The sequence below is a fragment of the Brevundimonas albigilva genome, assembly GCF_023503965.1.
GTDB classification, from domain to species: Bacteria; Pseudomonadota; Alphaproteobacteria; order Caulobacterales; family Caulobacteraceae; genus Brevundimonas; species Brevundimonas albigilva.
The window spans coordinates 2695205-2714726 of the sequence record NZ_CP097298.1 but is presented as its reverse complement, the minus strand read 5'-3'; the positions used below and the strand labels follow the sequence as shown (position 1 = coordinate 2714726).

The following is a 19522-nucleotide window of genomic DNA, read 5'->3' as shown; positions in this document are numbered from 1 at the left end:
ACGTTCCAATGCTTATTCATCGACCCCGCGTTCAAAATCTCGCCCCATACGCGTCGCAAACGTGAAACTTCAGCGACTTAACCGTCAGCTTGCGAATCGACCACATTAGGGTCACAAACACCGCTATATAGGCCCGTCCTCGACGTCCGGGCCCGTGAGCCGAACGTCGTCTGCAGGCTGGAACGCGACCGTCAGAGTCGCCCGGCCGGCGAGACTACCCCCGGGGGCGGCGTTTCCAGCCCTGCTGACTAGGATACTACGTTGTCGCATTCCTCGCAGACGCGCGCCATTTCGGCTGCCGATCGTGTGGCGAAGGTCAAGCCTGTCCACGCGGCCGCCGCTTTCGGCGGTCTGGTGGGACTGGCGATCGGGGCCGCCTATCTGGGCGGCGTGGCGGCGCAGGAGACGACCCTGCGCGCGCAGGCCGAACGTATCCAGGGCGCCACCGCCGCCGGCTTCACCGAAGAAGCCCTGTCCGCCGCCGCCGGCGGCCTGGATCCCAGCGCGCTTGCGATCGCCCGACGTCACGACCCCTACACCAGCGCAGGCTCGGCCGAGCGCGACCGCCAGGCCGAACTGCTGGCCGCCCGCCTGGAGCAGCTGCGCGCCAACCCCGGCGATCCCAACCTTCGTCGCGCCAGCCTGTCGGCCCCGACGCCCGCCCAGCCCTTCCGCATGGATCACGCGCTGGACGCCAGCCGCGACCTGGATTGCCTGACCCAGGCCGTCTATTACGAAGCGCGCGGCGAGGGCCGCGACGGCATGAGCGCCGTGGCCCAGGTGGTTCTGAACCGTGTCCGCCACCCCGCCTTTCCCAAGAGCGTCTGCGGCGTCGTCTATCAGGGCGCCGCGCGTCGCACCGGCTGCCAGTTCTCCTTCACCTGCTCGGGCGTGATGCGCGGGCGCGTAAACCAGGCCGCCTGGAACCGCGCTCGCGACGTGGCGTCCAAGGCCCTGTCGGGGGGCGTGTACGCCGCCGTCGGCAACGCCACCCACTTCCACACCACCGGCGTGTCGCCGGCCTGGCGCGGATCGCTGGTGCGCGTCAGCCAGGTGGGCAGCCATCTGTTCTATCGGTTCGGCGGCCGCTCCGGCTCGCGCGGCGCCTTCACCTACGCCCCCCGGCCCTCCACCGACGCCGACCAGCCGCGCCTGATCCAGGCCGCGATCAATCCCGTCGAGGCCGCGCGTCAGGCCGGCGAGGCCGTCGCCTATTCGCTGGTTCTGGCCCAGGAAGGCCGCGCTGCGCCCGAGGCCGCCGCCGCGACCACGACCGCCGCTAGGCCTGCCGCACAGCAACGCAGCGCCCCGGCCTCGGCTTCGCAGGCGCAGCCTTCGACGCCGTCGCCCGCCGCCTCCGCGCGCGCTCAGGCCGCGCCGACGCCGCGTGCGGCGCGTCCGGCCGAATCCCCCAAGCCTGAAGCCGCCGCGTCCGCCAACGCCGTCTGACCGCTCCGACGACGGTCGTCGCGAACTTGTCAGGCTCCGTGGGCCCTGTCCGGGGACGGCGCGGGATGGAGGGGGACGCGCTTGAGCCAAAGCTTCAGCGCTTCCCAGTGGATGGCGGCCACCACCTTAAGGGTCAGCAGCGGCATGGCCAGGACGACGCGGAGGATCGCGCTGTCCGTTAGGGCGTGGCGGCGCCCGGTCATCGCGGCGGTGATCAGCAGGCCGTCGCGATCCGTCCCGTCGATCTTCAGGGCCATGTGATCGTCCGGGGCGCGCCCCCGAAACGCATAGCGCATGTCCATCCCCATGAAGGGCGAGACGTGCAGCGCCTTTCGCGCCTCCTGGCGGAACGCCCCGGCCCCCGCCGCCTCGGCGTCGACGGGCAGAACGTAGGCGTGTCTTTCGCCGAAGGTGCTGGAGACCTCGTAGATCACCGCCGCCAGCCGCCCGTCGGCGGCGTGGCAGTAGTAAAGACTGATCGGATTGAAGACGTAGCCCAGAACGCGGGGCATGGTCAGCAGCCGCACGGCGCCGCCGCCGATGTCGACGCCCGCTTGGCGGAGGCGTCCCAGGACCTGATCGCGAAGGGGCGTGGGCGATCCGTCGCCATGATCCCGGTCATGGAATCCCAGCAGGTTGAAGCGATTGCGCGACAGAAGCCGCAACCGCGCATCAATCTGGTCCAGTTCGGCCAGGTCGAGCAGCAGCCAGAACACCCGATAGCGCAGCCTGTGTTCGCGAGGACGAAGGCGCCTGTGCGTCACCTCGCCGTGATACAGGGCCGAGTTCACGCCACGCGCTCCAGCCCCGCATGGCTGGGGATGACGTTGATGCGTCCGCTCTCGTTCTCGACGGACCAAGGACGGCGCACGCCGCCGAGCTGTTCGGCCACCGCCAGACCCGACTGGAGGCCGTCCTCGTGGAAGCCGGCGCCGAAATGGGCGCCGCAGTACCAGACGCCGCCCTGCCCCTGCAGGGTCCAAAGCGCCTTCTGCGCGCGGATCGCGGCCGGGTCGAAGATCGGGTGCTCGTAGACTTCCGTTCGCAACAGCGTTTCCGGGCGCGGCGGGCGCGGCGGGTTCAGCGTGACGAACAGGTCGGGACCCGACAGGCCCTGCAGCCGGTTCATCCAGTAACTGACGCACAGTCCGCCCTCGACGCCGATGTAGTTCCAGGCCGCCCAGGCGCGTCGGCGACGCGGCATCAGGCCCGCGTCGGAATGCAGGACCGTCAGGTTGCGGCTGTAGCGGAAGGCGCCGAGCAGCGCGCGCTCCGCTTCGGTCGGCTGGGCCAGCATCGCCAGCGCCTGGTCGGCGTGGGCGCCGATCACGACGTGGTCGAAGCGGTCCTTGCGCCCCTGGCTGTCCAGCACCTCGACCTGCCCGTCGATGCGCCGCACCTCGACCGCGCCGTTGGCCAGCCGGATGTCCTCGCCCAAGTCCTGCGCCAGACGAGAGACGTAGGCCCGGGCGCCGCCCTGGACGGTGCGCCATACCGGCCGGCCGGTCAGCTTCAACAGGCCGTGGTTGCCGCAAAAACGGATGAAGGATTCCGCCGGATAGTCCATCAGGGTGTGCGCCGGAGACGACCAGATGGCCGCGGCCATCGGCAACAGATGGTCGTCCCTGAAGGCTTCGCTGAAGCCTTCGCGCTTCAGATAGTCGCCCAGGGTCAGACTGGCGTCCGACAGCGTCGCCAACTGCGCCGGCGCGTCTCGATAGAAGCGCAGGATTTCCCGCAGCATGGTCCAGAAGCGCGGCCGAAAGGCGTTGCGCCTCTGGGCGAACAGGGCCGGCGCCGCATATTCGAACCGGCCTTCGTCCAGCGAGACCGCGAACGACATGTCGGTCGCACGGCTGGCGACCCCAAGGTGATCGAACATCGCCACCAGATTGGGATAGGTCGCATCGTTGAAGACGATGAAGCCGGTGTCCACGGGCGTGGTCCCGGCGGGCCCCTGAACGTCCACCGTATTGGTATGACCGCCCAGGCGGTCGGCCTGTTCATAGACCACCACCTTGTGGCGACGGGCCAACAGCCAGGCGCACGACAGGGCCGATATGCCCGACCCCACGACCGCGATCCGCAACGGCCGGGTCGTGTTTTCGGGGCGGTGGGCGATCGGCATGAAGACTCCGGCTTGACTTTAGGCTTCGATACGTCGCGCCGGGAGGTTCGGATGCTGTCATCCGCCGACGTTCCGCCCGCGTAAAAGGACCATGCATGAGACGGTCGCCCTATCATCGGTACGCCGCCCAATGAGCCCTGATCACGCAGCGGGGGACGAGAACGGCCGACTGATCCAGGCGGTCGCGATCCGCCGCGACCGAGAGGCCTTCGCCCGTCTGTTCGAATATTTCGCCCCTCGCCTGAAGGCCTATCTGATGCACGCGGGCGCCCCGGCCGGCGCCGCCGAGGACTTCGCCCAGGACGCGATGCTGACGGTCTGGCGGAAGGCCGATCTGTTCGACCCCAGCCGCGCCAGTGCGGCGACGTGGATATTCACCATCGCCCGAAACCGTCGGTTGGACGTGCTGCGCAAGGAATCCCGCCCCTTGCCCGTCGCCGATCTCAGTCTTCTGCCTGACGAGCCCGATCGCCCGGATGACCTCTGTCAGGCGCCGAAGAGGCGGCGCGTCTGACCGAGGCCATGCGGCGACTGTCGCCCGACCATATCGAGGTGCTGCGCCTGGCCTTCTTTCAGGGCGCCGCTCATTCCGAAATCGCCCGCCATCTCGACCTTCCCCTGGGAACCGTCAAATCCCGCATTCGCAAGGCCATGATCAAGCTTCGTATCGCGCTCGAACCGCTGAGGGGACTAGAATGACCCCGATGCGCCATTCCGTTTCCGACGATCGCCTTCTGGCCTATGCGGCCGGAGCGCTGAGTTCGCCAGAGGCCCTGGTGGTCGCCACGCACCTGTGGATGCGGCCCCAGGCCGGAGCCTTCGCGCGCCGGCTCGAGGCCGTCGGCGGGCGCCTGTTGGAGGACATACCGCCTGAACCCCTCCCCGCCGACGCCCTGGCGCGCGTGATGGCCCGGGCCGAGACCGATGCGGGGACGGTCGAGCCCGCCTTGCCGCTGAACGACATGCCGCAGTTGCCCGAGCCGCTTCGCCGCCACGCGCTGGGCCCGTGGCGATGGATGGGACCCGGCGTGCGCGTGCGCGACGTTCTGGGGCCGCGCGACGGCGCTTGCCGCGTCATTCTGCTGGAAATCCAGCCTGGCCGGGTGATGCCGCGCCACACGCACGGCGGCGTGGAACTGACGTGCGTCCTGTCCGGCGCCTACGCCACCGACGACGAGCGGTTCGACAGGGGCGACCTGGAGGAGGCGGATCAGCACACCCTGCACCAGCCGCGCGTCGTCTCCGACGAGGCCTGCCTGTGCGTGGCCGCGCTGGACGGGCAGATTCTGCTCGACGGCTGGCTGGGGCGGCTGATCCAGCCGTTCATCCGCCTCTAGGGGCGCATCCGGGGCCGCCTTCCTTCGTAGAGACCACGAACGCCGGGAGGGATCATGCTGGTCATCGTCGTCTGCGCCGTCCTGGCCGTCATCGCCCTGTCCATCGCCTGGGTGATCGTGCGCTTCGCCGGCGACGGCGGCTGGACCGATGTGGTGTGGGCCCTGTCGATCGGCGCCATCGGGGCCTTGGCCGCGCTGTGGCCGGCGACCGACGCGATCGACGCGCGCCAGCGGCTTGTCGCTGTGCTGATCGGCCTATGGGCGCTTCGGCTGGGCGGCTACATCGCGGTGCGCACCGCTCGCTCGGACACGCCGGATCCCCGGTATGAGCGCTTCAAGACGCAATGGGGCGGATGGGGTTTCAAGGCCTGGGCGTTTCTGATGATACAGGCGGCGACCGTGGCGGTTCTGGCCGTGTCGCTGCGGGCCGCCGCCATCCGCCCAAACGCCGATCTGGGGTGGCGCGACGCCCTGGCGGCCCTGATCGTGCTGATCGCGGTCGGCGGGGAAGCGCTGGCGGACCGCCAGATGGCCGCCTTCCGTCGCGAGCCCTCCAACAAGGGCAAGGTCGCCGATACGGGCCTGTGGGCCTGGTCGCGGCATCCCAACTATTTCTTCGAATGGACCGTCTGGCTGGCGTGGCCGGTGATGGCGCTGAGCCTTGATCACCCGTTCGGCTGGCTGTCGCTGATGGCGCCGGCGATGATGTGGTGGCTGCTCAATCACGTCAGCGGCGTGCCGATGCTGGAGGCGCAGCTGCTGAAGTCGCGACCGCAGGCGTATCGCGCCTACCAGCAGCGCGTGTCCCGCTTCTTCCCCTTCCGCCCAAGGCCCGCTGACCGGAGGCGTCATGCCCTTATCCGCCCTTCTGCGATCCGCCCAGGACGCCCCCGCGCCGGATTTCATCGTCCGGCCCGCCATCGCCGCCCTGGTGGCGGGCGCGCGCAAGGGACTTCAAGAGACGCCCGACGCCGACGCCCGCTTCGCGCGGGAAATGGCCGGACGCGTGATCGCCGAGCACGTCGAGGCCGCCAACGCCCAGCACTACGAGCTCCCGGCCGAGTTCTTCCGCATCTGCCTGGGGCCGCGCCTGAAATACTCGTGTTGCCTGTACCCCGCCGGAACCGAAAGCCTGGCGCAGGCCGAGGAAGCGGCGCTGGCTGAGACCGCCCAGCACGCCGGCCTCGCGGATGGTCAGCACGTTCTCGAACTTGGCTGCGGCTGGGGCTCGCTGTCGCTGTGGATGGCCGAGCGCTACCCCGCATCGACCATCACGGCGGTGTCCAACTCGGCCGGTCAACGCGCCTTCATAGAGGGACAGGCGCGCGAGCGCGGCCTGTCGAACCTGACCGTCCTGACGCGCGACATGAATGACTTTGACATCGACCGTCGTTTCGACCGCATCGTCTCGGTCGAGATGTTCGAGCACATGGCCAACTGGCGCGCCCTGCTGACCCGCGCGCGCCGGTGGCTGACGCCGGAGAGCGCGATGTTCATCCACGTCTTCGCGCACCGGACGACCCCCTATCGCTTCGAGGCGTCGGACCCTTCCGATTTCATCGCCCAGCACTTCTTCACCGGCGGGGTGATGCCCAGCCATGGCCTGATGCGGCAATATTCCGACCTGTTCGAGGTCGAACAGGACTGGCGCTGGAGCGGCGCCCACTATCAGCGGACCGCGCTGGACTGGCTGGCCGCGATGGACGCCCAGCCCGAGGCCGTGGCCCGCATCATGCGCGACGTCTATGGCGACCAGGCCCGGCTGTGGACCCGGCGCTGGCGGCGCTTCTATCTGGCCACCGCCGGCCTGTTCGGCGACGCCGGCGGTCGCGAATGGGGCGTCAGCCATTATCGTCTGCGCGCCGTCTGAAGGAGACTGTCATGCGCTATCTGCTGGCCTATCTCGGAAGCGGGCTGACCATGGGGGTGCTGGACGCCATCTGGCTGACGCTGATGGCGCCGCGGCTGTATCAGCCCGCGATCGGGGAACTGATGGCGGCCCGCCCCAACATGCGCGCCGCCGTCGCCTTCTACCTGATCTATGTCTTCGGCGTGGTCGTGGTGGCGGTCCTGCCGGCGCTGCGGGAAGGGTCCGCCCTGCGTGCGGCGGGCATGGGCGCCGTGCTCGGACTGGTGGCCTATGCGACCTCGACCTGACCAACCAGGCCACCCTGCGGGTCTGGCCGACCCACATCACCCTGATCGACCTCGCCTGGGGCGTCGTCCTGACGACCACGGCCGCGCTGGGCGGCTACTGGCTGGCCGCCCGCTTCTCGTCCTGACGACGGGCGGGGGCGGCCCGGCGTGGTCGGTCACCCGCTCGCGACGGCGATGCGCCCCCGCCGCTCTCGATGGCGTCCAGAAGATCCATCACGTCGTCCAGCGTGTTGGCTTCGCGCGCGGGCTTGTCCCAACGGATTCGGCTGACGCGCGGAAAGCGCATGGCGACCCCCGACTTGTGCCGGCTGGAGCGTTGCAGGCCCTCGAAAGCGATCTCCAGCACCAGGCCGAAGTCGCGCTCGGCCCGAACTGAGCGAACAGGTCCGAAGCGGTCGACGGTATGGTCGCGCACGAACTTGTCCAACTGCTTCAGCTCCTCGTCGGTGAAACCGAAATAGGCCTTGCCCACCGGGGTCAGCGCTCCCGTCAGTCCAGACGCCGAAGGTGTAGTCGGAATAGAAGCTGGACCGCTTTCCGTGGCCGCGCTGGGCGTACATCAGCACGGCGTCGATGACGTGCGGGTCGCGCTTCCACTTGAACCAGGGCCCCTTCGGACGACCCGCCAGATAGGGGCTGTCCCATCGCTTCAGCATCAGGCCCTCGGCGGCCGCGCCGACCGGGGATCGGCCCTTAGACGACCCAGGGCCTCCCAGCTGGCGTAGTCGACCAGCGGCGACAGCCGCAGCCGATCGCCGGGGTGGGCGTCCACCAGGGCCTCCAGCCTGGCCCGCCGCTCGGCCAGCGGAAGCGCGCGCAGATCCTCGCCGTTCCAGGCCAGCAGATCGTAGGCCAGGACGCCGGCCGGGTGGGCGGCCATCAACTTGGCGTCCACCGCCTTGCGGTTCAGCCGCTGCTGCAGATCCCCGAACGGCGCGGGCCGCCCGTCGCGCAGCACCAGCAGCTCGCCGTCGATCGCGCCGTCGAAGTCCAGCCCCTCCATCACGTCGGGAAAGGCGGCGGAAATCTCGTCGCCGGTGCGGGAATAGAGGCGCGCGACGCCGCCCTCCCGCACCGCCTGGACCCGGATGCCGTCCCACTTCCATTCGGCGGCGTAGTCGGCGGGCGAAAGCTTGGGAAAATCGACCGCCTCGTCGATGGCGACCGCCAGCATCACCGGCCGGAAACGTCCCGGCGCATCGGGACTGGGCCGTTCGGCCCGCCCCTCCAGCCAGGCGAACAGGTCGGCGTAGGGCGGATCGACCGCGTGCCAGACCTCCTCGATGTCCGAAACGTCCACAGCCGTCAGGGCCGTCTGCGCCTCGTCGCCTTCAGGGTCGGGCGGCTGCGCGATCGCGGCGGGCCGGATCATGGCCGCCGCGGTCTTGGCCAGCCGGGCCGACAGACCGATCCGCAGGCCGCCCGTGACCAGTTTCAGCAGCGCCCAGCGCCCCTTGGGTTTCAACGCGTCCAGCCAGCCCTCGATGAGCAGCTGAACCTCGCCGCGCTTGGCGCGCAACAGCGCATCCACCACCTCGGCCAGTTCCGGTTCGCGGTTGGGGCGATAGTCCGCGGGCGACGGCCACAGCAGGGCCACCGTCTCGGCTAGGTCGCCGACATAGTCGTAGGACCAGCCGAACAGCACCGGGTCGACCCGTCCCTCCACCGCCTTGCGGATCAGGGCCGGCTTGGCCGCCGTAAACGTCAGGTCGCCGGTCAGGGCGGCCAGCGCCCATCCGCGGTCCGGATCAGGCGTCGCCTTCAGATAGTCGCGCACCAGCACCAGCTTGGCGTTGCGCGACGCCGTCAGGGACAGGCGATCCAGAAGCTCGGCGAAGGCGCGCATGGTGATCCGTCATCGGCGTCGAAAGCGTCGCCGAGGGGACAACGGGAAACGCCGCTCAGGTTTCCCCCGAAGGCGTGCGTATTCGCCGGGTCGTCGTCTCAGGCGGCGACCGACTGCGCCAACGCCGACGACAGGCCGGCCACGGCTTCCCGCCCGCCGGGGACGCGGCCGATCACGTTCGCCAGGGCGGCGAAGTCGATCGGCTTGTTCAGATAGGCGTCGGCGCCGGCCTGCAGGCCCGCTTCGTGGTCCTCGCTGCGGGCCGAGGCGGATAGGACGACGATCGGCGTGTCGGCGTTCAGTCCGCCCTCGCGGATCAACCGCGTCGCCGTAAGGCCGTCCATCACCGGCATGTTCACGTCCATGACGATCAGGTCGAACGGCTGTTCGGAGGCCGCCTTCACAGCCAGTTCGCCGTTTTCGGCCGTGACGGTGACGTGCGCGGCGGAACTCATCCACGCCTCCAGGATCATGCGGTTCACGGGATGGTCCTCGACCACCAGCACCCGCAGGGAGGCGACGCCCTCGACCTCGGCGTGGATTTCCTCGGCCGGCGCCGGCCGGGCCCATTCGACCACCTCGGCCTCGACCGCGAAGGTGAAGGCTGATCCCTGGCCCAGGCGCGACGTCACCGTGATGTCGCCGCCCATGATGTTGGCCATGCGGCGCGAGATCGTCAGACCCAGACCCGTGCCGCCGAACCGGCGCGTCGAGGAGGCGTCCACCTGGGTGAAGGGCTGGAACAGCCGCTCCAGATCCGCCGGCGCGATTCCGGCGCCGCTGTCGGTCACCTGGAACTCGAACCGCGCGCGCTGGTCTGAAATGCGCTCGCCGCGCACCACGTAGCGGATTTCTCCCGTATCGGTGAACTTGACCGCGTTGGACAGCAGGTTCTGGACCACCTGGCAGACGCGCAGGGGATCGCCGCGAACCACCATCGGCACCTCGCCCTCGAAGGTCGAGACGAAGCCCAGCCCCTTGGCCTCGGCCTGGGCCTCGAACGGCCCGGTGATGCGCTTGTGAAGGTCCTCGATCACGACGTCGACGATCTCGAAGGTCATCTTGCCGGCCTCGATCTTGGTCATGTCGAGGATGTCGTTGAGAAGGCTCAGCAGGTTGTCGCCCGAGTTGCGGATGATCGACAGATACTCCCGCTGGGTCGTCTCCAGCCGTGTGGCGCTGAGCAGCTGGGCCGCGCCCAACACGCCGTTCATCGGCGTGCGCAGCTCGTGGGAGATGACGCCCAGGAAATTGGACTTGGCGTCGTTCGCGGCGTTGGCCTTGTCGCGAGCGCTTTCCAGCTCTTCGATCAGATGCGCCTGGTGCGCCTGGAAGGCCCGGATTGCTCCTCGCGCAGCATGGTCATGGTCACCAGCACGAACAGCCCGGCGGCCGTGAACGGCAGCACCAGCAGCAGGGACCAGAACTCCGGCTGGCCGATCAGGCTCAGCAACATGACGATCGAAGCCGCGCCGTAGGGCGAGGAAATGATCACGGCCTGGCGGGGCGAGCTGCGAAGCTGGGCGAAGACCAGCACATAGCCCGACACCACCAGCGCCACGGCCAGGGGCTGGCCGAACGGCGCCCCGGAAAACCACGCCAGCAACGGCGCGACGGCCCAGGCGCCGGTGGTGACGGTGGCCACGGTCGGGAAGACGAACCCCCAGCCGCCGTCGACCCGCTCGGCCATGCGTCGCTCGAACGCGCCGCGAACGGCCCCGGCGCCGACCGTGCCCCCGAACCACAGCAGGGCCTGCCACCACGGCACCACGCCGAGCAGGCCCAGCGCCCAGCTGGCGATGATCAGATAGCGCAGATACTGCGTCTGCAGGATCGCCGTCAGGGCCTGGGCGGCGTCGCCCGCGTGCTGATCAGCGGTCATCGGCTTCGCGACGCCGTCGGATTCCACCATGCAGCCGTCCCCCACGTTCTGTTTGGTCGCGTGACGCTAAAACGAAGGTTCTAAGACGAAGTGAACGCTGATCTTTTGCGCAATCAGGCGCTGTGCGCCGCTTCCGATGGCGTCAAGGCCTTGATCGACAGGGCGTGGACCGGGCCGGCCATCTCGTCCTTCAGCAGGCCGTTGACCATGCGCTGGCGCTCCACGCGCGACCGCCCCTCGAAATCGTCCGAAACGATCACCAGATTGAAGTGGCTCTCGCCGCCCGGCCGCGCGTCCATGCCGCCTTCATGATGGTGGCCGGCGTGGCGCCAGCTGTCGTCCTCCAGTTCCAGCCGCTGCGGCGACAGGGCCGCCGTCAGCTTTTCCCGGATTTTCGCGGCGACGGGGCCGTCAGACATGATCGTTTCCTTGATGGCGTCCAATTCGGGACTACACTTCGGCTGATGTCCGCTTCCTTTCAATACAAGCCGCGCTTCACCGACATTCGCGTGAAGCCGCCCAAGCCCGAGGAAGAGGCCGCCCAGGCCGACGTCCTGCACCTGAAGCCGGGCGAAAAGCCGTGCCAGTGGCCCGACTGCCGCAAGGCCGCGACCGCCAGGGCGCCCAAGTCGCGCGAGCGGCTGAACGACTTCTACGAATTCTGCCAGGTCCACGCCGGCGAATACAACAAGGGCTGGAACTTCTACGCCGGCATGAGCGAAGGCGAGATCCGCGCCGCCCAGGAGAACGAGGCGATGACCGGCGGCCGCCCGACCTGGGAGATGAAGGCCGGCAAGCTGAGCCGCGAAGCGGCGGCCTTCGCCGCCAAGATGGGAACGGCCAACACCGGCGGCTCGGGCTCCTGGCGCGACAGCTTCGGCCTGTTCGGACGCCGCGGCGACCAGGCGACGGCGGCGCCGGCCGAGGATCGGCGCATCGGGAAGCTGGAGCGCGCGGCCCTGGCGGACCTGGACCTGGACCCCGGCGCCGACAAGGCGGCGGTCAAGGCGCGCTATCACGAGATGCTGAAGCGGTTCCACCCCGACACCAACGGCGGCGATCGCGGCGCCGAGGCGAAACTGCAGCGGGTTATCAAGGCCTGGAAGACGCTGAAGAAGGCGGGCCTAGCCTGATGGGAAACAAAAAGGCCGGTTTCCACCAAGGTCGACGGCCTTCGTTGCGCCCGTCACCCGGTCCTCGGTTGATCCTGTCGGCCTTAACGCCTATTCCGCCGCGCTAACGCCCTCCCCTTCAAGGATCCCGTCATGGCCGAAGTCAAAGAGACGCCGCAACTGCTTCACCTCGTCATCGGCGGCGAACTGCGCCATCTGCACGAGCCGGTGTTCCGCGACCTGTCCCAGGTCGAGTTCGTGGGCGCCTACGGCAGCTACGACGAGGCCAAGAAGGCCTGGAAGGCGCGCGCCCAGGCCACGGTGGACAACGCCCATATGCGCTACTTCATCCTGCACGCCCACAAGCTGATCGACCCGCGCGGCGAGGGCTGATGGTTGCGGGGCGGAACGTCCGCCCCGCCCCGCGCGCTTGCCTGCCGCGATCCAGCGCCGGCCGACCGCCGGCGGCGAAAGGGCGTTGCACATGAACCTCGACGGCCAACAGATATTCCAGCTCGTCAGCCTGCTGTGCGTGCTGGCGCTGTTCATGGTCAATCTGCGCGGCCAGATCCGTTATCGACGCTGGTTCAAGCGCTGGGAGGCCCAGCGCAAGGCCCGGCGCGACGCCGAGCAGGCGCGGGACGGCGGAACCGACGATCGGCCGTCGTCGGGCCCGTGGGGCTGACGCCCTATTCGCGGCGCAGCAGGCGTTCCGTCAGCAGGGTGCCCCACCAGCCGGCCTTGAACTCGGCCCGGATCGCCTTGGGATCATAGGCGTCGCTGTCCACCCAGTCGATGAAGGACACGCCCCGAGGCTCCACCTCGCGCACATACTTCTCCAGCGTGAAGTCCAGCACCCCGGTCAGCCCCTCGCGGTGGTGCAGGTATTTCTTCGACAGCTCGCGCATGGCCAGGGAGATCGGTTCTCCCAAATGGAAATGCCTGTAGAGCACCGCCATCATTCCGGCCCGGTCCGCGCCCGACTTGCAATGGATCAGCGCGGGATATTGGATCGTGCGGAACAGGTCGCGCGCGCGATGGATGCGGTCGCGTCCCGGCGCGTCGCGCGAATCCAGCGGCGCATCGATCATCGTCAGGCCCAGCCGTTCGCAGGCGTCGCGCTCAAGCCAGTAATAGCCTTCGTCGCGCTGGCCGCGCAGGTTGATGACGGTGCGGACGCCCTTCTTCTTCCAGTACGCCAGCTGGCGCGGCGACGGCTGGTTCGTGCGCACCAGGTCCGGCCCCAGCCAGTGCGCGTTGGAGAAGGCCAGGCGAAGGAAGGCGTGGTCGGCCCAGAAATAATGCCAGTGCGCCCGAAAACGCCCCATGCTGGTGGAAAGATCGAAACGCCCCATATCCGCGCCCATAGCGAACCCCAGCGCCCGCGTCATCACCCACGGGTTGACTTGGACCGCCAGCCGTCCGACCGAGAGCCGATGACCGTCCCCGCCGCCCCCGAGTCCCTGCCGCTGCGCGCCCTGCTGGGCCGGATCTGGCGGGACTATCTGTCCCGCAACAAGCTGGCGCTCGTCACGGCCATGATCTGCGCGGGCGTGGCCGGCGCCCTGTCGGCGGTGCTGCTGGGCCTGCTGGAACCGGCGGTGAACGGCCTGTTCGTGCCCGGCGGGGGGCCGGTGCGGCTGTTCAATATGGTCAGTCTGAACGACGCCCAGGCCCTGGCGTGGATTCCCGTCACCATCGTCGCGGTGGCCATGGTTCGGACCTTCGCCTCTGCCGGGCAGTCGGCGCTGATCAACCGGCTGGGCCACGGCATCGTCGGCGACATCCAGGTGCGGCTGTTCGCGGCCATGATCCGCGCCGACCTGGCGCGGCTGCGGGCCCAGCATTCGGGAGCCTTCGTCTCCACCGTCCTCTATGACGCCAACCTGGTGCGCGAGGCCTTCACCTCGGGCGTGGTCAACTACACCCAGCACGGCCTGACCCTGATCGCGGTCATCCTCTACATGTTCTGGATCGACTGGAAGCTGGCGATGGTGGTGATGCTGGGCATCCCGGCCGTCGCCCTGATCCTTCGCCGCTTCGGCCGCAAGACGCGCAAGGCGGCCAGGGGCGCCATGGCCGAGAGCGAGGCTCTGTCCACCGCCCTGATGGAGAATCTGGACGGCGTCCGTCTGATCAAGATCGAGAACCGCGAGGCCGCCGAAGAGGCGCGCGTGGCCCAGGTCGTCGCCCGCCGCCAGCGCCACGTCATCAAGGGCGCCAACGCCCGCGCCTTCGCCGGCCCCGCCAGCGACCTGGTGGCCTATTCCGTCGTCGCCGCGGTGATGGCCTATGCCGGATGGCAGGCGCAGCAAGGCGTGATGGACGTGGGCGAGTTCGCCGCCTTCATCGGCATGTTGCTGGCCGCCGGTCAGTCGCTGCGCCAGGTGACCAATCTGGCCACCGTGATGAGCGAGGGCTTGACGGCGGCGCGCCGGCTGTTCGCCGCCCTGGACATCCAGCCCGAGATCCGGGAAGCCAGCCACGCCGCCGCCCTGCCCCCCGGACCGGTCGAGGTGGTGCTGGACGACGTCTCCTTCGCCTACGCCCCCTCGCGCGAAGGCGTCGCCCCGACCCTGGATCACGTCGCCATCCACATCGCGCCGGGCGAGACCGTGGCCCTGGTCGGCCCCTCGGGCGGCGGCAAGAGCACGATCCTGAGCCTGTTGCCGCGCTTCTATGACGTCACCGGCGGCGCGGTCCGCCTGAACGGCGTGGACATCCGCGACCTGCAACTGCCCGACCTGCGCGACCACATCGCCCTGGTGACGCAGGAGCCCTTCCTGTTCGACGACACCATCGCCGCCAACATCGCCTATGGCCGCACGGATGTGTCCCAGGACCAGATCGAGGCGGCGGCCCGCGCGGCCGCGGCCCACGACTTCATCGTCGGCCTGCCGGACGGCTACGACACCCGCGCGGGCGAGGCGGGGGTGCGCCTGTCGGGCGGCCAGCGTCAGCGCATCGCCATCGCCCGCGCCTTCCTGAAGGATGCGCCCGTTCTGTTGCTGGACGAGGCCACCAGCGCGCTGGACACCGAGAGCGAGGCCCTGGTCCAGGCGGCGTTGGAGCGGCTGATGCAGGGCCGCGCCACCCTGATGATCGCCCACCGCCTGTCGACGGTCCGGAACGCCGACCGCATCTATGTGCTGGACGGGGGCCGCGTGGTCGAACAGGGCGCGCATGACGATCTGGTCGCCCAGGGCGGCCTGTACGCCCGCCTGGCCCGCCAGCAGTCGCTGGACGGAGCGCCCAGCCTGGAGACCGTGGCGTGAGGCCGCTGCGCAACCCGGCCGTCCAATCCGCCCTGGCCTGGATCCTGGCGCAATGGATGCGGTTCTGTTTCGCCACCATCCGGTGGACGCACGAGAACCAGGCCGCCGCCGAACAGGTCTGGGCCCAGGGCGGCGGGGTGCTGTGCGTGTTCTGGCATTCGCGCATCGGCTTGTCGCCGTCCTGCTGGCCGCTTCACCGCGCCCAACCGGCCAAGGCGCTGATCTCGCTTTCGGCCGACGGGGAGTTCATCGCCAAGGCCGTGGCGCGCCAGGGCTTTCCGGCCGTGCGCGGCTCTTCGGCGAACAAGGACAAGGCCGACCGCGCCAAGGGCGGGTCGCAGGCCCTGCGTGACGGACTGAAGCAGTTGAAGGTCGGCGCCCTGGCCATCACCCCCGACGGCCCGCGCGGCCCCGCCAACGTCATGGCCGAGGGGACCACCCTGCTGGCCAAGCTGTCCGGCGCGCCCGTGCTGCTGATCGGCATGAGCTGCCATCCGGCCATACGCCTGGACAGCTGGGACCGCGCCGTCCTGCCCCTGCCGTTCGGCAAGGGCGCCATCGTCTGGGATCGGGTCGACTATCCGGCTGGGGCCGAGCCCGCGGCGGTCGTCGCCGACTGGACCGCGCGGCTGAATGCGGTGGAGGCCCGCGCCGACGCCCTGACCGGCCTGGGCGTGTGAGGCCGCCCGCGTGACGCCGCTTCCCCTGCTCCTCTATCGCCTGGCGACGCGGCTGCTGGAGCCGCTGGCCCCGCGCCTGCTGGACGCCCGCGCCGCCCGCGGCAAGGAGGATCCCGTCAGGGTCGATGAACGCCTGGGCGTGGCCGGCGCGGCCCGCCCACCGGGCCCCCTGGCCTGGCTGCACGGGGTCAGCGTGGGCGAGACCCTGTCCCTGCTGCCGCTGGTGGCGCGCCTTCGCGCGGTGCGTCCGGACGTGACCGTTCTGGTCACTTCCGGCACCGTGACCTCGGCGCGCATCCTGGCGGACCGCCTGCCGCCCGGCGTCATTCACCAGTACGCCCCCGTCGACGGCCCGGGCGTGGTCGCCGCCTTCCTGGACCACTGGCGGCCGGATCTGGCGGTGTTCGTCGAGAGCGAGCTCTGGCCCAACCTGCTGCTGGAGGCGCGCCGGCGCGACGTCGCCCTGGCGCTGGTCAGCGCGCGCCTGACCCAGGCCACCGCCGAGCGATGGGCGCGCTTCCCCGCCTCGGCCCGGCGCGTGACCTGCGCCTTCGACCTGGTCATGCCCCAGGACCGCGCTTCGGCCGAACGGCTGGAGGCCATGGGCGCTCGCGTCGACGGCCTGGTCAATCTGAAGCTGGCGGGCGATCCCCTGCCCTTCGACAAGGCCGCCTTCAGCCGCCTCAGCGCCGCCGTGGGCGACCGCCCGGTCATCGTCGCCGCCAGCACCCATGAGGCCGAGGAGGCCGCCATCGTCCGCGCGCTGGACGCCCTGCCCGGCCGCAACTGCCTGATCCTCGCCCCCGCCATCCGGAGCGTGGCCCCGCGATCGAGGCGGCCCTGCGGCGCGACGGCTATCGCCTGGCCGTCCGCTCGCGCGGGGAACAGCCGGACGGCGACACCGACCTCTACCTGGCCGACACCCTGAACGAGATGGGCCTGTTCCTGCGTCTGGCCGATGTGGTGGTGATGGGCGGCTCCTTCGCCCCCGCCCTGGGCCTGGCCCCCGTCGGCGGTCACAATCCGCTGGAGCCGGCGCGTCTGGCCAAGCCGGCCGTGACCGGGCCGGACGCCTCCAACTGGGCGGCGGTCACCGAAGCCCTGGTGCGCGCGGGCGGGCTGGCGGTCGTGGACGCGCCGTCCGACCTGCCCGGCGTCCTCGGACCTCTGCTGGCCTCGCCCGATGCGGCCAAGGCCATGGGCGAGCGCGCCCGCCGCGCCGCCGCCGAGGCCAACGGCGGTCTGGACCTGCTCTGGAGCCGTCTGTCCGCCCTGCTGCCGCCCGCCGAGGCCCGACGGCGATGAAGCTGAACACGCCCCGCTGGTGGTATCGCCGCCAGCCCGACCACGCGCGCATCTCCCGCGCCTTGCTGCGTCCCCTGGGCTGGATCTGGGCCGGCGTCACCGCCCGTCGCATCGCCCGCGCCGCGCCGGTCGATCCCGGCTGTCCCGTGATCTCGGTCGGCAATCTGACCGTCGGCGGGTCGGGAAAGACGCCGGTGGCGCGCGAGATACTGCGCCTGCTGCGCAGCGGCGGCCTGGACGCCCAGGCTTTGTCGCGCGGCTACGGCGGATCGCTGGAAGGTCCGGTTCGCGTCGATCCGGCCCTGCATCGGGCCGCCCAGGTCGGCGACGAGCCTCTGATGCTGGCGCAAGGGGCGCCGGCCTGGATCGCGCGCGACCGCGTCGCCGGCGCCCGCGCGGCCGTGGCGGCGGGGGCCCAGGCCCTGGTGCTGGACGACGGGCACCAGAACCCGGCGCTCCGGAAGACGATCAGCCTGATCGTCGTCGACGGAGAGACGCGCGACGACGAATGGCCCTTCGGCGACGGCGCCGTCTTCCCGGCCGGTCCGATGCGCGAACCGCTGGCCGCCGGCCTGGCGCGGGCCGACGCGGTGGTGATCATGCTGCCGACGGATGTCGACACGGCCGATCCCGAACTGCTCGCCCTGTTCGGCGACCTGCCGGTCTTCACCGCCCGCCTGACGGCCGAGACGCCGCCGCCGCCCGGTCCGCAGGTCGGCTTCGCCGGCATCGCCAAGCCCTGGAAGGTCGAGCGCTCGCTGATCGCGGCGGGCTGCGACCTGGCCGACTTCGTCCCGTTTCCGGACCACGCCGCCTATCGGCCCGAGCAGCTCCGTTTCCTGCAGGACCGCGCGGCCACCTTCGACGCGGGCCTGGTCACCACCGAGAAGGACTGGGTGCGGCTGCCCGCCGACTGGCGCGCCAGGATCGCGGCCTGGCCGGTCGTCGCCCGCTTCGACGACGCCCTGACCTTCACCGCCTTCCTGACCGGCAGGCTTCAGTCGGCGCGGTAGATCACCCCGCCCTTCATCACGAAGCGCATCCGCTCCAGTTCGGTCACGTCCGTCAACGGATCGCCCGCCACCGCGACGATGTCGGCGGGCCTGCCGGGCGCGATCTTGCCGGCCTCGCCGGAGATGCGCAGATGTTCGGCGGCGCCGACGGTGGCGGCCTGGACAGCCTCCAGCGGGGTCAGGCCGGCGCGGACCAGCAGCGCGAACTCCTGGGCGTTGTCGCCGTGGGCCGAGACGCCGCTGTCGGTGCCGAAGGCGATCCTGACCCCGCCCTCGTGCGCGCGCCGCGCCATGTCCAGCATCCTCGGCCCCGCCTCCAGCGCCTTGGCCGTCTGAGCCGGCGTGAAGAAGTTGTCCGGCCCCGAGGCGATGCGGGCGACGAAATCACCCGCCAGCAGGGTGGGCACCAGCCAGGCGTCATGCTGCTTGAACAGCTGGATCGACTGGTCGTCCAGATAGGTGCCGTGCTCGATGGAATCGCCCCCCGCGCGCAGGAAGGCGTTGATGCCGTCCACGCCGTGGGCGTGGGCGGTGACCTGGCGGCCCATGCGATGGGCGCTCTCGACGATGGCGGCCAGTTCCGGATCGCTGAACTGCTGGGCCAGTCCAGCGGCGGTGTTGGACAGGACGCCGCCCGTGGCCGTGATCTTGATGATGTCGGCCCCGGCCCGCACCTGGGTGCGGACGGCGCGCATGCAGTCCTCGGGCCCCGAACAGATGCTTTCGGACGACAGCAGGTGCATGACGTCCTCGCGGTAGCCGTTGATGTCGCCGTGACCGCCGTGGATCGACACGGCCGAGCCGGCGGCGATGATGCGCGGCCCCGGCACGTCGCCGCGCCGGACCGCCTCACGCAGGGCGAAGATCGCCTCATTGCTCGCGCCCAGATCCGCCACGGTGGTGAAGCCCGCCATCAGGGTGCGCCGGGCGTAGCGGGCGCCGACCATCGCCTGGTCGGCGTCCGACTGGGTCACGTTCTCCAGGCGCGCATTGGGATTCTGCTGGCCGGTCAAGTGGACGTGGCTGTCGATCAGGCCGGGCAGGACGAAGGCCTCGCGCAGATCGACGACGCGGCCCTGCGAGGCGTCGCCGACGAACCCGTCGCGCGTCTCGACGACTTGGTTCCCGCGGATCACGAGAGTTTTATCGCGCTGCACAACGCCGGTTTCCGGGTCGGCCAAAAGCCGCCCCACTTCCAGGAACGTCGTCGTCTGATCGCCGGAAATCGCCGACTGGACGGGGGTTTGACGTGCAAGCGCCGGCGTCGCCGCCGCCACAATCATCGCCGCAAACAAGCCAAGCCGTTTCATGAATCCCCTCCGAATCAATGGCTTCACC

Annotated in this window: 22 protein-coding genes and 2 pseudogenes; 16 read left to right on the top strand and 8 right to left on the bottom strand. The window is 70.0% G+C overall.

What is annotated here, in order from left to right:
• Positions 1-354: 354 nt before the first annotated feature.
• Positions 355-1449 carry a cell wall hydrolase gene (locus tag MU852_RS14330; protein ID WP_249750124.1) on the top strand — a complete coding sequence of 365 codons (1095 nt, stop codon included), beginning with the start codon at positions 355-357 and terminating at the stop codon, positions 1447-1449.
• A 29-nt stretch (positions 1450-1478) separates the two neighbouring features.
• Here MU852_RS14330 and MU852_RS14325 read toward each other — a convergent pair whose 3' ends face one another.
• Together MU852_RS14325 and MU852_RS14320 are read right to left on the bottom strand one after the other, a co-directional pair.
• Positions 1479-2240: a DUF1365 domain-containing protein gene (locus tag MU852_RS14325; protein ID WP_249750123.1), complete on the bottom strand. Its 762-nt coding sequence runs from the start codon at positions 2238-2240 to the stop codon at positions 1479-1481.
• Positions 2237-3577: an NAD(P)/FAD-dependent oxidoreductase gene (locus tag MU852_RS14320; protein WP_249750122.1), complete on the bottom strand. Its 1341-nt coding sequence runs from the start codon at positions 3575-3577 to the stop codon at positions 2237-2239. Before MU852_RS14320 ends, MU852_RS14325 begins: the two co-directional genes overlap by 4 nt.
• Positions 3578-3707: 130 nt before the next feature.
• Here MU852_RS14320 and MU852_RS14315 point away from each other — a divergent pair, with 130 nt between their 5' ends.
• The 7 genes and pseudogenes from MU852_RS14315 (at position 3708) to MU852_RS17975 (ending at position 7196) form a co-directional block, all read left to right on the top strand.
• On the top strand, positions 3708-4091 hold the full coding sequence (locus tag MU852_RS14315; RefSeq protein WP_283843654.1) for a sigma-70 family RNA polymerase sigma factor: 384 nt from the start codon (positions 3708-3710) through the stop codon (positions 4089-4091).
• A gap of 8 nt (positions 4092-4099) precedes the next feature.
• The gene (locus MU852_RS17545) at positions 4100-4276 is read left to right on the top strand and encodes a sigma factor-like helix-turn-helix DNA-binding protein (protein WP_283843653.1); all 177 of its coding nucleotides are present in this window, start codon (positions 4100-4102) and stop codon (positions 4274-4276) included.
• The gene (chrR, locus tag MU852_RS14310) at positions 4273-4914 is read left to right on the top strand and encodes a cadmium/peroxide/UV radiation responsive anti-sigma factor ChrR (protein ID WP_249750121.1); all 642 of its coding nucleotides are present in this window, start codon (positions 4273-4275) and stop codon (positions 4912-4914) included. Before MU852_RS17545 ends, chrR begins: the two co-directional genes overlap by 4 nt.
• Before the next feature lie 54 nt (positions 4915-4968).
• Positions 4969-5706, top strand: a pseudogene (locus MU852_RS14305) (DUF1295 domain-containing protein); the annotation flags it as partial.
• Positions 5707-5764: 58 nt separating this feature from the next.
• A complete protein-coding gene (locus MU852_RS14300) occupies positions 5765-6784 on the top strand; it encodes an SAM-dependent methyltransferase (protein ID WP_249750120.1) in 1020 nt (339 codons plus the stop codon).
• An 11-nt stretch (positions 6785-6795) separates the two neighbouring features.
• The gene (locus tag MU852_RS14295; protein WP_347342310.1) at positions 6796-7071 is read left to right on the top strand and encodes a DUF2177 family protein; all 276 of its coding nucleotides are present in this window, start codon (positions 6796-6798) and stop codon (positions 7069-7071) included.
• Positions 7068-7196 carry a DUF2177 family protein gene (locus MU852_RS17975; protein WP_347342398.1) on the top strand — a complete coding sequence of 43 codons (129 nt, stop codon included), beginning with the start codon at positions 7068-7070 and terminating at the stop codon, positions 7194-7196. Before MU852_RS14295 ends, MU852_RS17975 begins: the two co-directional genes overlap by 4 nt.
• A gap of 71 nt (positions 7197-7267) precedes the next feature.
• On the opposite strand, the pseudogene MU852_RS14290 reads toward MU852_RS17975, so the two are convergent.
• From MU852_RS14290 to MU852_RS14275, 4 genes and pseudogenes are all read right to left on the bottom strand, one after another.
• Positions 7268-8917, bottom strand: a pseudogene (locus MU852_RS14290) (cisplatin damage response ATP-dependent DNA ligase); the annotation flags it as partial.
• A 98-nt stretch (positions 8918-9015) separates the two neighbouring features.
• Positions 9016-10131, bottom strand: coding sequence for an ATP-binding protein (locus MU852_RS14285; protein ID WP_249750119.1), 1116 nt, complete (start codon positions 10129-10131; stop codon positions 9016-9018).
• A gap of 95 nt (positions 10132-10226) precedes the next feature.
• Positions 10227-10829 (bottom strand): hypothetical protein, encoded by a 603-nt coding sequence (locus MU852_RS14280; protein WP_249750118.1) that lies wholly within the window; start codon positions 10827-10829, stop codon positions 10227-10229.
• Between the two features lie 83 nt (positions 10830-10912).
• On the bottom strand, positions 10913-11218 hold the full coding sequence (locus tag MU852_RS14275) for a BolA family protein (protein WP_249750117.1): 306 nt from the start codon (positions 11216-11218) through the stop codon (positions 10913-10915).
• 45 nt (positions 11219-11263) lie between these two features.
• On the opposite strand from MU852_RS14275, the gene MU852_RS14270 reads away from it, so the two are divergent.
• The 3 genes from MU852_RS14270 (at position 11264) to MU852_RS14260 (ending at position 12596) form a co-directional block, all read left to right on the top strand.
• The gene (locus MU852_RS14270) at positions 11264-11932 is read left to right on the top strand and encodes a J domain-containing protein (RefSeq protein ID WP_249750116.1); all 669 of its coding nucleotides are present in this window, start codon (positions 11264-11266) and stop codon (positions 11930-11932) included.
• A gap of 132 nt (positions 11933-12064) precedes the next feature.
• On the top strand, positions 12065-12304 hold the full coding sequence (locus MU852_RS14265) for a DUF4170 domain-containing protein (protein ID WP_249750115.1): 240 nt from the start codon (positions 12065-12067) through the stop codon (positions 12302-12304).
• Between the two features lie 91 nt (positions 12305-12395).
• Positions 12396-12596 (top strand): hypothetical protein, encoded by a 201-nt coding sequence (locus MU852_RS14260; protein ID WP_249750114.1) that lies wholly within the window; start codon positions 12396-12398, stop codon positions 12594-12596.
• Positions 12597-12600: 4 nt separating this feature from the next.
• Here the strand turns inward: MU852_RS14260 and MU852_RS14255 are convergent, their stop codons facing one another.
• The gene (locus MU852_RS14255; protein WP_249750113.1) at positions 12601-13266 is read right to left on the bottom strand and encodes a protein tyrosine phosphatase family protein; all 666 of its coding nucleotides are present in this window, start codon (positions 13264-13266) and stop codon (positions 12601-12603) included.
• Between the two features lie 81 nt (positions 13267-13347).
• Here MU852_RS14255 and MU852_RS14250 point away from each other — a divergent pair, with 81 nt between their 5' ends.
• The 5 genes from MU852_RS14250 to lpxK are packed head-to-tail and all read left to right on the top strand — an operon-like array spanning position 13348 to position 18184.
• Positions 13348-15186, top strand: coding sequence for an ABC transporter ATP-binding protein (locus MU852_RS14250; protein ID WP_249750112.1), 1839 nt, complete (start codon positions 13348-13350; stop codon positions 15184-15186).
• Positions 15183-15866 (top strand): lysophospholipid acyltransferase family protein, encoded by a 684-nt coding sequence (locus MU852_RS14245; RefSeq protein WP_249750111.1) that lies wholly within the window; start codon positions 15183-15185, stop codon positions 15864-15866. Before MU852_RS14250 ends, MU852_RS14245 begins: the two co-directional genes overlap by 4 nt.
• 10 nt (positions 15867-15876) lie before the next feature.
• Positions 15877-16794: a 3-deoxy-D-manno-octulosonic acid transferase gene (locus MU852_RS14240; protein ID WP_249750110.1), complete on the top strand. Its 918-nt coding sequence runs from the start codon at positions 15877-15879 to the stop codon at positions 16792-16794.
• Between the two features lie 5 nt (positions 16795-16799).
• Positions 16800-17171: a hypothetical protein gene (locus MU852_RS14235; protein ID WP_249750109.1), complete on the top strand. Its 372-nt coding sequence runs from the start codon at positions 16800-16802 to the stop codon at positions 17169-17171.
• A complete protein-coding gene (gene lpxK / locus MU852_RS14230) occupies positions 17168-18184 on the top strand; it encodes a tetraacyldisaccharide 4'-kinase (RefSeq protein ID WP_249750108.1) in 1017 nt (338 codons plus the stop codon). Before MU852_RS14235 ends, lpxK begins: the two co-directional genes overlap by 4 nt.
• On the opposite strand, the gene MU852_RS14225 is transcribed toward lpxK, so the two are convergent.
• Positions 18169-19494 (bottom strand): metal-dependent hydrolase family protein, encoded by a 1326-nt coding sequence (locus MU852_RS14225; protein ID WP_249750107.1) that lies wholly within the window; start codon positions 19492-19494, stop codon positions 18169-18171. The genes lpxK and MU852_RS14225 overlap by 16 nt on opposite strands.
• Positions 19495-19522: the final 28 nt, after the last annotated feature.